Origin of the sequence: Devosia sp. (assembly GCF_030689745.1) — a bacterium.
GTDB lineage: Bacteria > Pseudomonadota > Alphaproteobacteria > Rhizobiales > Devosiaceae > Devosia > Devosia alba.
On the sequence record NZ_JAUYGL010000019.1, the window covers coordinates 1 to 13,498 of the forward strand.

Annotated in this window: 11 protein-coding genes and 1 riboswitch; of the genes, 6 read left to right on the plus strand and 5 right to left on the minus strand. The window is 62.8% G+C overall.

All coding sequences use genetic code 11. From position 1 onward, the window contains the following. The 6 genes from Q8O80_RS01620 to Q8O80_RS01645 form a co-directional block, all read left to right on the plus strand. The coding region (locus tag Q8O80_RS01620; RefSeq protein WP_305576232.1) for an ABC transporter substrate-binding protein at nucleotides 1-1,437 on the plus strand (1,437 nt) is incomplete at its 5' end. A gap of 11 nt (nucleotides 1,438-1,448) precedes the next feature. After that, entirely contained in the window at nucleotides 1,449-2,396 is a 948-nt protein-coding gene (locus tag Q8O80_RS01625) for an ABC transporter permease (protein ID WP_305576234.1), read from the plus strand. 15 nt (nucleotides 2,397-2,411) lie between these two features. Further along, nucleotides 2,412-3,299 carry an ABC transporter permease gene (locus Q8O80_RS01630; protein WP_305576236.1) on the plus strand — a complete coding sequence of 296 codons (888 nt, stop codon included), beginning with the start codon at nucleotides 2,412-2,414 and terminating at the stop codon, nucleotides 3,297-3,299. A gap of 15 nt (nucleotides 3,300-3,314) precedes the next feature. After that, nucleotides 3,315-5,273 carry an ABC transporter ATP-binding protein gene (locus Q8O80_RS01635; protein WP_305576238.1) on the plus strand — a complete coding sequence of 653 codons (1,959 nt, stop codon included), beginning with the start codon at nucleotides 3,315-3,317 and terminating at the stop codon, nucleotides 5,271-5,273. After that, nucleotides 5,263-6,528, plus strand: a complete 1,266-nt coding sequence (locus Q8O80_RS01640; protein WP_305576240.1) for an MFS transporter — start codon at nucleotides 5,263-5,265, stop codon at nucleotides 6,526-6,528. The genes Q8O80_RS01635 and Q8O80_RS01640 overlap by 11 nt, the downstream gene beginning before the upstream one ends. Before the next feature lie 3 nt (nucleotides 6,529-6,531). Next, a complete protein-coding gene (locus Q8O80_RS01645; RefSeq protein ID WP_305576242.1) occupies nucleotides 6,532-8,580 on the plus strand; it encodes an MFS transporter in 2,049 nt (682 codons plus the stop codon). A 162-nt stretch (nucleotides 8,581-8,742) separates the two neighbouring features. Here the strand turns inward: Q8O80_RS01645 and Q8O80_RS01650 are convergent, their stop codons facing one another. From Q8O80_RS01650 to Q8O80_RS01670, 5 genes are all read right to left on the minus strand, one after another. Continuing rightward, nucleotides 8,743-10,071, minus strand: coding sequence for an LLM class flavin-dependent oxidoreductase (locus tag Q8O80_RS01650; protein WP_305576244.1), 1,329 nt, complete (start codon nucleotides 10,069-10,071; stop codon nucleotides 8,743-8,745). Next, complete coding sequence (locus Q8O80_RS01655) at nucleotides 10,068-11,075, minus strand: ABC transporter substrate-binding protein (protein ID WP_371136075.1); 1,008 nt, start codon at nucleotides 11,073-11,075, stop codon at nucleotides 10,068-10,070. Before Q8O80_RS01655 ends, Q8O80_RS01650 begins: the two co-directional genes overlap by 4 nt. A gap of 2 nt (nucleotides 11,076-11,077) precedes the next feature. Beyond that, nucleotides 11,078-11,827: an ABC transporter ATP-binding protein gene (locus Q8O80_RS01660; protein WP_305576246.1), complete on the minus strand. Its 750-nt coding sequence runs from the start codon at nucleotides 11,825-11,827 to the stop codon at nucleotides 11,078-11,080. After that, the gene (locus tag Q8O80_RS01665) at nucleotides 11,824-12,621 is read right to left on the minus strand and encodes an ABC transporter permease (protein WP_305576248.1); all 798 of its coding nucleotides are present in this window, start codon (nucleotides 12,619-12,621) and stop codon (nucleotides 11,824-11,826) included. The genes Q8O80_RS01660 and Q8O80_RS01665 overlap by 4 nt, the downstream gene beginning before the upstream one ends. A gap of 14 nt (nucleotides 12,622-12,635) precedes the next feature. Beyond that, on the minus strand, nucleotides 12,636-13,244 hold the full coding sequence (locus Q8O80_RS01670; RefSeq protein WP_305576250.1) for a YkoF family thiamine/hydroxymethylpyrimidine-binding protein: 609 nt from the start codon (nucleotides 13,242-13,244) through the stop codon (nucleotides 12,636-12,638). Beyond that, nucleotides 13,235-13,346: riboswitch (TPP riboswitch) on the minus strand. Its footprint overlaps the gene before it by 10 nt. Nucleotides 13,347-13,498: the final 152 nt, after the last annotated feature.

Here is a 13,498-nt window from a genome sequence, read left to right on the forward strand (position 1 = left end):
CTGACCGTGCGCTTCTATGACGACCCGGCGGGCTTCGACCCCGCCAACATCTTCCGGATCGAGAACGAGAACATCGCGTTCAACATCTTCAGCGGGCTGACCACTTACGATGGCGAGACGGGCGAGATCGTCCCGGACATCGCCCTGTCGTGGGAGACGTCCGACAACAAGACCTGGACCTTCAAGCTGCGCGAGGGCGTCACCTTCCACAAGGACTATGGCGAGGTCACCGCCGCCGACGTTATCTACAGCTTCAACCGCGTCAAGGACCCGGCAACCGCTTCGCCCTATGCCGCCGAACTGGCCGGCATCGTCAGCATGGAAGCGCCCGATCCCTATACCTTGATCATCGAGCTTGACGCGCCCAACGGCAATTTCCTGCACACCGTGGCCAATTACCACCAGGGCCAGATCGTCAGCCAAAAGGCGATCGAGGAGGCGGATGACCAGGTGCGCTGGCAGCCGATCGGTACGGGGCCCTATTACCTCGACACCATCGACGTGAGTTCGCAAATCGTGCTCAAGCGACACGAAGGCTACTACAAGGGCCCGGCGCCCATCGAGACCCTGGTCTTCAACATCATCAAGGATGAGGCCACCGCCACTATCGCCCTGCGCAATGGCGAGGTCGACCTGGTGATGCGGTCGAGCCAGGAGGAAAACCTGGCGACGTTGGAGGCTGAAGGCTTCACCATGAATTCGGTGATGGACTATGCCGTCGTCATCGGCGTGCTCAACCCTGAATTCGAGCCCTTCGCCAACCCATTGGTGCGCAAGGCCATGGCCCATGCGGTGGATTATGCCTCCATTACCCAGGCGATATCCCCCAGCCTGACCCAGCCGCACCACTCCATGCTGCTTCCCTGGATGGACGTCTACACCGACGAAATCCCCGTCTACGAATACGACCCCGATAAGGCCAAGGCTCTGCTGGCCGAAGCGGGCTATGCCGATGGTTTTACCTTCAAGAACCTGGGCACCTCCGCACAGGGCGTCACCGAAATCCAGCAGTTCCAGATCGATTTCCTCAGCCAGATCGGCATCAACATGGAAATGGAACTGGTGGACACACCCACCTTCAACCAGCGTCGCAATGCCGGCGAGTTCGACATGGCTTCGCGCCTGCTGCCGGCTGTCAATCCCGACATGATCCTGTTCAGTTTTCTGCACCCCGACAACATGGTGCCCAATGGCCTCAACGGTGGTCGCTACGACAATCCTGAAGTTACGGCGCTGCTTGAAGCCGCCCGGGCCGAACCCGACAAGCACGCGGCCTTCGAGATGTACAAACAGGTCCAGCAGATCGTGGCTGAGGAGGCCGCTTATCTCCCGCTTTACTCCAACAACGTCTTCTGGCCCGGCAAGCCGGAAGTGACCGGGGTGCACATCAACTACCTCGCCCAGGTCAATTTCTACGACGTCGATATCGCCCAATAGGAGCGCCTGCCATGGCCGAATATGCCGCAAAGAAACTGGCTCAGATGCTCATCACCGTCCTGGGTGTCATCACGCTGGTGTTCTTCACCCTGCGCCTTATTCCGGGCGATGCGGCTTCGGCCATGGCAGGGGATACCCTGTCAGGCGAGGCACTGCAGGTCCTGCGCGACCAGATGGGCCTCGATGAGCCCCTGATCAGCCAGTATCTGGGCTTCCTGCGCGATCTGGCGATGATCGACCTCGGTGAAACCATCACCACGCGCATCCCTATCGCCGACCTTCTGTTGCGCGCCTTGCCGATCACCCTCAGCATCGCCATGGCGACCATTGTGCTCTCGATCGTCATCTCCATTCCCCTGGGCACGCTCGCCGCCTTCATGGCGCACAAGGGCCGCAACTGGCTCGACAACGGCCTGACCGGCGCCGCCATGATCATCGACCTGATGCCGTCCTTCTGGACGGCGCTGGTCCTGCTCCTGATCTTCTCGCTCGGCCTTGGCTGGTTTCCCGCCTCCGGCCAGCTCAACTGGAACAATCCCGGCAGCGTCGCGCTGCGGCTGGCTTTGCCGGTTATCGTCCTCTCGCTCTCGCAGGTCGCCACGCTGGCCCGCATTACCCGCACCGCGGTGCTCGAAGTGCTCAACGAGGACTATGTCCGCACCGCCCGCTCCATGGGCTGGTCCGAGATGCGTGTGCTCTTCCGCCACGCCCTCAAGAATGCTGCCCTGCCCATCGCCACCGTGGTTGGCCTCAGCTTCGGCAACCTGCTCGGCGGCACAGTGATCGTCGAGTTCATCTTCACCATTCCAGGGGTGGGCAACCTGCTCATCGCCGGCATCAACAGCCGCGACTACCAGCTCGTTCAGACCCTGATCGTGCTCTACGCGCTGCTGTTCGTGGTCATCAATTTTACGACTGACCTCATCTACAAGACGCTCGATCCTCGCGTGCAGTTTTAGGCAAGGACATCCACCATGGCAGATCTCTCGCTTCCCGCCACACCGACCCGCAAGCCAAGCCTGCTGGCCGTCGGCTCGGCTATTGCCCGGCACCGGTTCCTGTCCCACCCAAAGGTGCGCCTGGCCCTGGTGTTGCTGGTGCCCATCCTGCTGCTCACCATCTTCGCGCCGGTCCTGCCCATGCAGAAACCGCTCGAAACCAATTTGCGCGCCATGATGCAGTTTCCCTCCATCGAACATGTCTTCGGCACCGACAAGATGGGCCGCGATATCTTCAGCCGCACCCTGGCCGGCGTGCAGATCTCGCTGCTGGTCGGCTTCAGCGTCGCCGCCATCGCCTTGGTGTTCGGCATGGTGCTGGGCACGCTGGCCGGCTTTTACGGCGGCATGATCGATCGAGCCATCATGACGGTCGTCGACATCTTCCTCGCCTTTCCCTCGCTGCTGCTGGCGATTGGGCTGGTCTCGGTGATGGGGACAGGGATCGTGCCCGTCATCCTCGCCATCTCTCTGGCGGACGTGCCGCGCTTCATCCGCCTGCAGCGCTCCCAGGTGCTCAGCCTGCGCTCCCGCGCCTTCATCGATGCGGCGCGCACTGTGGACGCCTCGCAATACTGGCTGATGACCCGCCACATCGTGCCCAACACACTTGCCGCTATGCTGGTGGCCGCCAGCATCGCTGCGGCCAACGCCATTCTCGTCGAAGCGAGCCTGAGCTTTCTGGGGCTTGGCATCATGCCGCCGCAGCCGTCGCTGGGCAACATCGTGCGCGATGGTCAGACCTATCTCGAGCAGGCCTGGTGGATTTCGACCCTGCCCGGCGTGGTCATCCTGCTGATCGCCGTCGGCCTGCACTTTCTTTCGGACGGTGTCCGCGAGCTGCTCGACCCGCGTTCGCGCTAACCGGAGGAAACACAGATGAACTATCAGGCTCCGGTCAAGACGACCCTGCTCGAACTGCGCAACCTGCACACCGACTTCCAGACCAGCACCGGAACGGTCAAGGCGGTCGATGGCGTCTCCTTCGCCATTGAACGCGGCGAGCGCGTGGCGGTGGTGGGCGAGAGCGGCTCGGGCAAGAGCGCCATGGCCATGTCCATCCTGCGGCTGCTGACGCATCCCGGCAAGGTCGCCGGCGGCGAAGTGCTGCTCGATGGCCGCGATATCTCACGGCTGAGCGAAGGCCAGCTCAACGCCATCCGCGGCCGGCTGGTCGGCACTGTGTTTCAGGATCCCATGTCCTCGCTTGACCCGGTCATGCGTATCTCCAAGCAGATGATCGAGCCCATCATGCGCAACCTACGGCTCAACCGCGAGCAGGCGCGCGAGGAGGCCATCAAGTGGCTGGGAAAGGTCGGCATTCCCGAACCCGAGCGCCGCATCGAAGCCTATCCATTCGAGATGAGTGGCGGCATGCGCCAGCGCGTCATGATCGCCATGGCCCTGTCCAGCCGACCGCAGCTGGTCATCGCCGACGAGCCCACCACGGCCCTCGACGTCACCATCCAGGCCCAGATCGTCGAGGTACTCAAGACGCTGACCGAGGAATCCGGCGCTGCCATGCTGTTCATCACCCACGACCTTGGCCTCGTGGCGCGCTTCGCCCACAAGGTGGCGGTGATGTATGCTGGCCGCATCGTCGAGTTCGGGCGGGTGGAGGATATCTTCGCCAGCCCCGCACACCCCTATACCCAGAGCCTGCTCGGCACCATTCCGAGCACCGCCATGCTCAAGTCAGAGCGCTTGCCGCAGATCCCCGGCCTGCCGCCCGACATGCGCTTTCCCATCACCGGCTGCGCCTTCAAGGAGCGCTGCGCTGCTGCCCATGATCGCTGCTGCGTCGAGGCGCCCCGTCTCAGCCAGTGCGGCATCGACCATACGGCGGCGTGTTGGGCCCCGCATGGGCTGGGCGAGGGAGCAACCCTGAAGGCCGAGCGGCCCGACCGCCCCAACAGGCCCTTCGAGCCCGATGGCAGCGTGGTGGTCGAACTGAACGCTTTGTGGAAGCAGTTCGACACCTCACGCAAGATGGTCGTCCGCGCCGTCAACGGCGTGAACCTCCGCGTCCACAAGGGTGAAACCCTCGGCATCGTCGGGGAGAGCGGCTGTGGCAAGAGCACCATCGCCCGCCTGCTGCTCGGTCTCGAAAAGCCGACCTCGGGCGACATCTTCATCGCTGGCCTGGCCCAGATGGTGTTCCAGGACCCCGCTTCCTCCTTCAACCCCAAGATGACCATTGGCGGCATCGTCGCCGAACCACTGGTGGTCAGGGCGCACGGCAGCAAGCCCGAACGCAAGGAGGCCGTACGGCGCCTGATCAGCCAGGTCGGCCTCGACCCAGCCTTCGCCGAGCGTTATCCGCACCAGCTAAGCGGCGGCCAGCGCCAACGCGTCGCGGTGGCCCGCGCCCTGGCGCTCAATCCATCTGTCGTGGTCGCCGACGAGCCGACCTCGGCGCTCGATGTCTCGGTGCGCGCCCAGATCATCAACCTGCTGGTCGATCTCAAGCAGGAGCTGGGCATCAGCTTTGTCTTCATCTCCCATGACCTGCTGACCGTGCGCTACATCGCCGACCGCATCGCCGTCATGTATTTGGGTGAGGTGGTCGAATACGGCGCCGCCGAGGAGGTCTTCGCCGATCCGCGCCATCCCTATACCAAGGCGCTCATTGACGCCGTGCCGGTGCCCGATCCGGCCATAGAAAGCCGCCGCACCAGCACGCCTTTGCAGGGCGAACTGCCCAGCCCCCTCAACCTGCCGACCGGCTGCGCCTTTGCCTCGCGCTGCCCCATGGCGACCGATCGCTGCCGCGCGGAAAAACCGGCGCTGCCCACCCATGACCTCGCAAGACAGGTAGCCTGCCATTATGCCAGCTGACGTTGTGTCTGGTGACCCCGCGGCGCGCTTCGCCCGCTTCGGTGTCATTGGCGGCGGTGTGTTCTTCACCATCCAGGGTCTCGCCAACCCCTTCTTTGCCCTCTATGCCACCGAACTGGGCGCCTCCACCTTCGCCGTCGGCCTGATGGTGACGCTCAAGGCGCTGTTGCCCATCGTCATCGCCATGCCTGCCGGTCAGCTCATCGACTCCATCGGGCCGATGAAGATGCTGAAATACGGCTCCTGGTTCCTGCTGGCCTCGCTGGTCTGCACGGTCTTTGCCACCGGCATTCCGCTGCTGGCCCTGTCCCAGGTGCTGATCGGCGCTTCGGTCATCATGATGGCCTCCTCGTTCCAGGTGCTGGTCGCCCATGGCGACCGCGAACGCCGCAACACCGCCATCAAGCAATATTCCATGTGGATGTCGGGCGGTGGCATGCTCGGCCCCATCATCGGCGGCCTGATCGCTTCGGCCTTTGCCGTACCCAATCACGGCTATCGCGCCGCCTTCGTTGCGTCCCTCGTCGCCTGCGTCCTTTTCATGCTCGCCCTTTTCTGGCTGAGTGGGCGATACCCCCATCCAGATGCCAGCCATGTCCGGGTCCGCGAGGTCTTCAGCCCGTCCGGAATACTCACGAGCTACAAGCGTGGCATTGGTCTTGCCGGCTCGCGTCCAGTGCAATTCGGGCTCACCGGCACTTTCCTCGTCATGTACATCCAGGCGCTCTACATGAGCTTCTTGCCGCTCTACCTGGCGCAGAACGGCTTTGCCACATTCCTCATCGCCCTCACCATTTCGCTTAAGGGCCTGGCGGGCATGCTGTCCCGCTTCGCCCTCAGCGGGCTCATGAAGCGTTATTCGCTTGAAGTCATCCTGCTCTGCGCCAGCGCCATTGCCGCCGTCGGCGTGGTGCTAACGCCGCTGGCCGTGGGTGATCCAGTCACCATGCTGGCCTTGGCCGCCATCATCGGCGGCGCGGCCGGCCTCAATCTGCCGGTCAGCATCATGATCATGGTCGATGCGGTGGGCGAGAATGAGCGCGGTAAGCTCATGGGCCTGCGCCTGCTTGCCAATCGGTTCTCGCAGGTTCTCAGCCCCGCCATGTTCGGCATTCTGGGTCAGCTCTTCGGCCTCACCGCGGCCTTCTATAGCGGCGGCGCCGTGCTGGTCGCCACGGTAGTCGGCTTTTCCGCCTACACCATGCACCAGGGCCCGCTCAAAGCGCCGGGCAAGCCCGTCGAACCGGCGGAGTAAGGGATGAACGCGCTCTTCGGCGACATCCCGGTCAATCCGGCCACGTGGCGTGAGACCCTCAAGGCCATGCCATACCTGCCCATTACCCTGGTGGCGGTGGTCGGCCACATGATGCTCTTCGGCATGTTGACGCCGGTCATGGCCATCTATGCCCAGAGCTTTGCCGTCCCCGACTGGCAGATCGGACTGATGATAACCGTCTTCGCCGCTGGCCGCCTCGCCGCCGACCTGCCAGCCGGCCATTTCGCCTCGCGCGTCGGCATCCGCCCATTGCTCGGCTTCGGCTTGCTGCTCTGCTCGCTCGGTGCCGTCCTCGGCGCCCTCGCGCCCAGCTACGCCATGCTGCTAACCGGCCGCGTCATGCAAGGCATCGGCTCGGGTCTGTTCATGACCGCCGCCATGATCTACCTGGCCCAGAACAGCGATCGCCGCAGTCGCGGCAAGGTCATGTCGATGTTCCAGGGCGCCACCCTCGTTGGCGGCGCCTTCGGTCCCAGCGTCGGCGGCCTCGCCGCCAATCTCTTTGGCCTGTCGGGTCCCTTCTGGGCCGCCGCTGTCATCGGTCTCGTTACCGGCCTGCTGCCGTTGATCCTCTTCAAGGAGACCGCGAGCCAGCGCGACAACCCCCAGCAATCCGGATCGCGCGGCATGCTTGGTCTGCTGCTGATCCTGCCTTTCCTCTGCGTCCTGCTCGCCAATTTCGGGTTCTTTCTCACCCGCACCGCCGGACAGTGGCAGATGATCCCGCTGCTGGCAGACCAGCGCTATGCCATCGGACCCGACCAGCTCGGCCTCGCCATGTCGCTTTCCGCCGTGGCTAATCTCGTCGCCTTGCCAGTCGCGGCCTATATCGTCGACCGCCTGCCGCGGGCTTCCATCATCGCCTTCTCGCTGCTCGCCACGGCCGCCGCCCTGGCCGGCATCGCCATGGCCGACAGCGCCGCAATGCTGTTCGCCGGCATGATCGCCATCGGCCTTGCGACCGGCATCGGCGGTCCCGCCATCGGCGCCTATGCAGTCGACGTCGTTCCGGCCCGCCAGCAGGGCTCGGCCATGGGCATGCTGCGCTTTGCCGGCGATCTGGGTTACCTCGTCGGGCCCCTTGCCATCGGCACCCTCGTCGATGTCGGCCAGCTTGGCTACGACGGCGGCCTCTTCATCAATGCCCTGCTTCTTGTTGCCTTCGGCGCCGTCTTCGTGCTCGGCGGACGGCGCCTGCTGATCACCCGACCCCACGAGCACACCCACCCCCTCGAACCTAGGAGACCTCTCACCATGACGGACCGTATCTGGGACAAGTATCTGAGTGAAGAAGACAAGGCGGTTTTCGCCTCCTCGGGCTTTGGCTCGCTGGCCGAATGGGGCAAGCGCCCTGCCCTGCTGGTCATCGACGTCAACTACGCCTTCTGCGACGAGAAGCCGACGCCGATCCTGGAAAGCATCAAGAAGTGGCGCACCTCCTGCGGCGAATATGCGTGGGAAGCCATGCCGGTGCTCGAAAAGCTCATCGACACCTGCCACGGCAAGGGCATCCCGGTGATCTATACCACCGGCACCCAGCGCGCTGACAAGTGGGACGCCGGCTCTTGGGCCTGGAAGAGTTCGCGCCGCAAGGACGAGGCCCATGCGACAGCACCCCTGCTCACCAGCGACGGGCTGGACGGCAATGAGATCGTTGCCGAAATCGCACCCGGTCCGCGCGACATCGTCATCCACAAGCAGAAGCCCTCGGGCTTTGCCGGCACGCCCCTGGTCTCCTACCTGCAGCTGCTGGGCTGCGATAGCGTGATCGTCACTGGCACCACCACCTCTGGCTGCGTCCGCGCCACCGTGCTTGACGCCTTCTCGCTCAACTACCGCGTCACTGTGGTCGAAGACGGTTGCTTTGACCGTGCCCAGGCTAACCACGCCATCAACCTGTGCGACATGCATGCCAAATACGCCAACGTCATGCCGTCCGATGAAGTGATCAACCACCTCAACGGCCTGAGCCAAGGCATGTACGACCTGCCTTCGGGTGCCGGTATGGAGCGTGTCGCCGCAGCCGAATAACCTGTTGTCGCTCCGTGCCATCGTCACGATGGCACGGAGGCGAGTTTCACAGCACCAGCGCGCAGGCTGTCGGCAGATGGATTTGATCGTGGGATATTGGGTGCCTCACAGCGCCTGACGGCGGTCCACCCCAAACGACCGGGCGAGGAGCTTTGCTGAAGCCTAATGAGACCACACGAAGCCTGGGATTGCCGGCAAGCGCAGGCGTTGGCGAAGAGTGGGCTGGTGGTCCACTGCAAACAGCGTTCTTTCAGCGAGTTCGGGAATTACAAAGTCGATAAACCGTGCCAGATCGCCTGGCATGACCGGGGCCATGACGTTGAAACCGTCAGCAGCGCCGTTGTCGAACCAGTCCTGCATTGTATCTGCGATGTCCGCTCCGGTGCCCACTGCAAGCAAATGGCCCCTTCCGCTGGCCAAACGCATCAGCAGTTGCCGCAAGCTCAGTCTGTCGCGCCGTGCGATGCCGACCAGAACCGCGACGCGGCTTTGGCTCGACTGGCTCTTTGCCGCATTGGCACCGATGGTTTCGGGCAACGTGTCATCGAGGTCGGCTTGCGAAAGATCGTCGCCCAAAAACTCTGAGAGTTTGGCCAGGACGTGTTCTACGACCATGAAGCCATTCATCTGCGCCAGCCGATCTTCGGCCTGATGTCTCGTGGGCGCTGCGATGGGTACGATGCCGGGATAGATCATGAGGCTTTCTGGCGCTCGACCATGGCGGGCGGCGCGCCCTTTCATGTCCCGGTAAAATGACTGGGCCTCGATGAGGTCAGACTGCACAGTGAAAACCATATCGGCATAACGGGCGGCGAAATCGCGTCCGGCTTCGGAGGCGCCGGCTTGCGCGAGGATCGGGCGACCCTGCGGCGAGCGTGGGACGTTGAGCGGTCCGCGGCTGCGCACGAAAGGACCGTCGTGATCTACGCATCGTACTTTTAGAGGATCGAGATAGATGCCCGTCTGCTTGTCGGCGATGCGGGCATCTATCTGCCAGGAGTCCCAAAGGGCCAGCACGGCTTCCGTGACGTCGGCAGCGCGGTCATAGCGATCGCCATGATCGGGCATGGCATCGAGGCCGAAATTATAGGCTTCGAGCGGATTGGATGAGGTGACGATATTCCATCCTGCCCGTCCTTTGGTGATGTGATCGAGCGATGCGAAGCGCCGGGCCAGATGAAACGGATGATCAAAGCTCGTCGAGGCCGTGCCGATCAGCCCGATGCGGGTGGTCACCGCCGCAAGGGCAGACAGAATGACCAGCGGATCCATGGCATCGGACAGGTGCCGGTCGGCACTTTGCTGGAGGGCCAGTACGTCGCCGAGGAACAGGGCGTCAAAGCCCCCATCCTCGGCGCGACGTGCAATATCGATCCAATAGTCGAGGTCGGTCGAGGCAACGGCATTGCTCTCGGGCATGCGCCAGCCGGCCTCATGGCTGCCGAGGCCGAAGATGACAGCGTTGAGCCCCATGCGCCGGCTTTTCGTCATGGTGCAGAGTCGAGGTAAGCGTTGGAGTAGTAGGTGGTGAAGTCGGGCTTCACCGCTACAGCCGCACCATTGCCGTCCTTGAGAATGTGGGTCTCGAACAGGAAGGTGCCGACCGCATCCATCTTGGCGGGATCGATGGTGCCGATGGCGCCATTTTCTGCCTTCAGATAGTGGCCGTCGATCAGGGCCTGCAGCGATGCCCGCACGAAGTCCCGATCAAGTGCTGCATCGGCATTGCCTGTCACCAGAATACCGGCGGCCTCGTCTGGGTTGGCGACGGCGTATTCATAGCCGCGCTGGCTGGCGGCGATGAACACTTTGGCCGTTTCGGCATTGTCGGCGAGATAGGCGCTACTGGTGCCGATGAAATTGGTGTGCTGGTCGGGTACGCCGAAATCGGCATAGCGGAAAGCGCGTTGCGCCGGGCCGTCGCGCTCTGCTTTGACGCCTTCCCAAGTATAGACTTCGAGGGTGAAATCGACCGCGCCATTGGCCAGGGCTTCGTAGGCGGAGGTGCCGAGGGTGACGGTTTCGAAATCGCCCGTCCCGCCGTCATGGCGGATAATCGTTCCGATCAACGCATTTTCCCATGCGCTGCCGAAGCCGCCATAGACTTTGCCATCAAGGTCCCTTGGAGACTGGATATCCTGCCGATCGGCGTTGAAGACCAGGCGGCCGGTTTCGGTCTGGACCAGGGCATAGGTCGCAACGAGGTCGGCACCCGCCGCGCGCTGGGTAAAAAGGCCAATCGAGCCCAGTATCCCGAAATCTGCCACATGATTGGCAACCAGTGTACCGGCGGAAGTATCCGAATAAGGCAGGATTTCAACGTCCAGACCGGCCTCGTCATAGAAGCCTTTGGCCTGAGCCACGAAAAGCCCGATATGGTTCGTGTTGGGCGTCCAATCCAAGGCGACAGTAACGGGAATGGGTTGGGCAAGGGCCGGCGTTGCGGCTAGGCCGATTGCGAGGCCGAGCGCCATTATGGTGCGGGAAAGCGGCATGATTAGTTCTCCGGATGTAATAGGGTCTGCAAGATTTCAGCTTCGATCGCCGCAAGAGCGGGCGATCCGACGCCTTGGCGGGGATGATCGCGCGGGACACGAAACTGATGGACGACATGGGCCGGCCGGGATGACAGCACATGGATGCGGTCGGACAGCAGCACCGCTTCGCGAACATCATGGGTGATGAGCAACACGGTCCAGTGGTGCCGGCTCCACATCTTGGCAAGCCAGCGCTGCATCTGCGTGCGGGTCAGCGCGTCGAGAGCGCCGAAGGGCTCATCGAGCAGCAGCATGGGGCGCTGTTGCACCACCGTGCGCAGCAAGGCGGCGCGCTGGCGCATGCCGCCCGATAGCTGGGCAGGATAATGCTGTTCAAAACCCGCCAGTCCAAACTCGGCGAAAAGCGGCGCAACTTCCGCACGTGCAGCCTCGCGGCTCAGGCCGGCAACTTCGAGGCCGAGCGTGGTATTGTCGATGATCCGGCGCCACGGCATCAGCGCATCGCGTTGCGGCATGAAGGCGAAGCGATCGCGCTTCGGCACGAGCGGCGCACCATTAAGCAGCATGGTACCCATGTCAGGGTCCGTCGCGCCAATGAGCATTTGGAGGATTGTCGATTTGCCAGCCCCCGAGGGGCCGAGGATCGAGACGAACTCACCGGGCAGCACCGTCAGGCTGATATCGGTGAGAACGTCGACAGCGCCGAAGCTTTTTCGCAAGCGGTGGAGTTCAAGGCGTGGCCGGCTCATCGGGTAGGCTCCGAAAGACGCAGCCAGGGCATCGAGGCGCGCTGAATCAAAACGGTCGCCCCGAATAGCAGCAGCGTCAGCGTTGAGCTGACGAACACTGCTGCAAGCACCAGGTCGGGTCGGAAATTGTTCTTGGCATTGAGGATATAAATGCCGAGGCCCCTTGCGGCGCCCGCATATTCGGCGAATATCGCACCAACCACCGCGTAGGTGATCGAGATGCACAGGCCAGCGAAGAAGTAGGGCCGGGCCGATGGCAGGCGCGCCATGATAAAAATGCGCCAACGAGAGGCGCCCATAGAGGCCAACAGTTCCGACAAGTCCCGGTCCGTCGATTCATAACCCTGCGCCAGCGCGACCAGCATAGGAAAGAACGTTACCAGCGCAACCAGCACGATCTTTGGAGTCAGGCCGAAGCCGAACCACAGGACGATCAGCGGCGCGATGGCCACCAGAGGCAGGGTCTGGGTAATGATGAAGACGGGAAATAGCGCCCTTCGGAGCGGCCTGAAAAAATCGATCAATGTCGAGAACATGAACGCCGCGCTGAGCGACGAGGCGAACCCAAATAGTGTCGCCTGAAGCGTCGCCAGCGTGTGTCCGGCCAGTGCCTCACGGTTCTCGAAGCCTTGGGCGAGAACGCGCGATGGCGCGGGCAGTGCTGTTGGGGAAATGCCCGAGAGCTGCACATAGGCTTCCCAGCCCAAGACGAGCGCCGACACCGACGCCACAGCTGGGCCGGCATGGTTGAAAATGCGCGCGAACAGGCGCGACAAGGCGGAGGCGTTCAACATGGATCGACCTTCCGTCAGCGGGCGCTGGGACTATTGGCCGAAACCGTCAGATCGATCGTGACATGGCCCTCGGGCGGTCCGAAGTGGCAGAAGGCCTGCTCCAGGGTGGCGAACAGAGCCCCTGTATCGCCCTTGAGCTTGGTCGCGAAATGCTTGGATTTATCGAACGTGCCCGACTGCTTGAGGAAGTCGATACAGCCATAGATTTCGTCCATATGGTTGCCCTGCCCCAGCACGTAAAGCGAGAGCTGGCCCACGGCAAACACGTCCATATCCGGGGCCTTACGCACGGCGGAAAGGGCGCTTTCCTGCCGTTCGGCAAGGGGGGCGAGCGGGCCATCAAAGTGCGATGAGGTGCAAATAGCGTCGTCCGACTCGCCCGGGCAGCCGCGCGAAATGGTGGCCGAGAACACGCAATGCGTGCCGGTACGGGCCGCAGCGCTGAAGAGATCGCGCATGGCCCGGAACAGCACTTCAGGCGGACCCACCAGCAGCGTCGAGACGTCGTCGGTCTCGATGCGCAGCTGGTCGCGATAGGGATCGAGCGCACCCAATGCGCTCATGATAACGTCGACGAAATCGTCGGCCATGGGATAAAGGGAAATCTGTGCGCCAGAAAACATCGACCGCCTCGCTCCGCTGGTATTACCCAGATCAGCTATAGGGTCCGAAGGCTTCCCGCCCTCATCTCAGCCCCGACCTACGGAGCACCCCTGTGGATGGGCACACCATAGGCGTTGACCGTTGTTGAATGCAAGCCTGTCTATCACGAGGTACGGATAGATTGTGAAACGTGGCGCATCCATGTCGACTTCTGGAAGTCAGTTCTAATCTGCGCAACGACAGAAATGGCGCGCGTTGCAATCCGCGCGCCAAC

Bases quoted from the DNA above. Each gene is read 5' to 3' on its own strand.
- Q8O80_RS01625 (WP_305576234.1), top strand. From the start codon at position 1,449: ATGGCCGAATATGCCGCAAAGAAACTGGCTCAGATGCTCATCACCGTC.
- Q8O80_RS01630 (WP_305576236.1), top strand. From the start codon at position 2,412: ATGGCAGATCTCTCGCTTCCCGCCACACCGACCCGCAAGCCAAGCCTG.
- Q8O80_RS01635 (WP_305576238.1), top strand. From the start codon at position 3,315: ATGAACTATCAGGCTCCGGTCAAGACGACCCTGCTCGAACTGCGCAAC.
- Q8O80_RS01640 (WP_305576240.1), top strand. From the start codon at position 5,263: ATGCCAGCTGACGTTGTGTCTGGTGACCCCGCGGCGCGCTTCGCCCGC.
- Q8O80_RS01645 (WP_305576242.1), top strand. From the start codon at position 6,532: ATGAACGCGCTCTTCGGCGACATCCCGGTCAATCCGGCCACGTGGCGT.
- Q8O80_RS01650 (WP_305576244.1), bottom strand. From the start codon at position 10,071: ATGACGAAAAGCCGGCGCATGGGGCTCAACGCTGTCATCTTCGGCCTC.
- Q8O80_RS01655 (WP_371136075.1), bottom strand. From the start codon at position 11,075: ATGCCGCTTTCCCGCACCATAATGGCGCTCGGCCTCGCAATCGGCCTA.
- Q8O80_RS01660 (WP_305576246.1), bottom strand. From the start codon at position 11,827: ATGAGCCGGCCACGCCTTGAACTCCACCGCTTGCGAAAAAGCTTCGGC.
- Q8O80_RS01665 (WP_305576248.1), bottom strand. From the start codon at position 12,621: ATGTTGAACGCCTCCGCCTTGTCGCGCCTGTTCGCGCGCATTTTCAAC.
- Q8O80_RS01670 (WP_305576250.1), bottom strand. From the start codon at position 13,244: ATGTTTTCTGGCGCACAGATTTCCCTTTATCCCATGGCCGACGATTTC.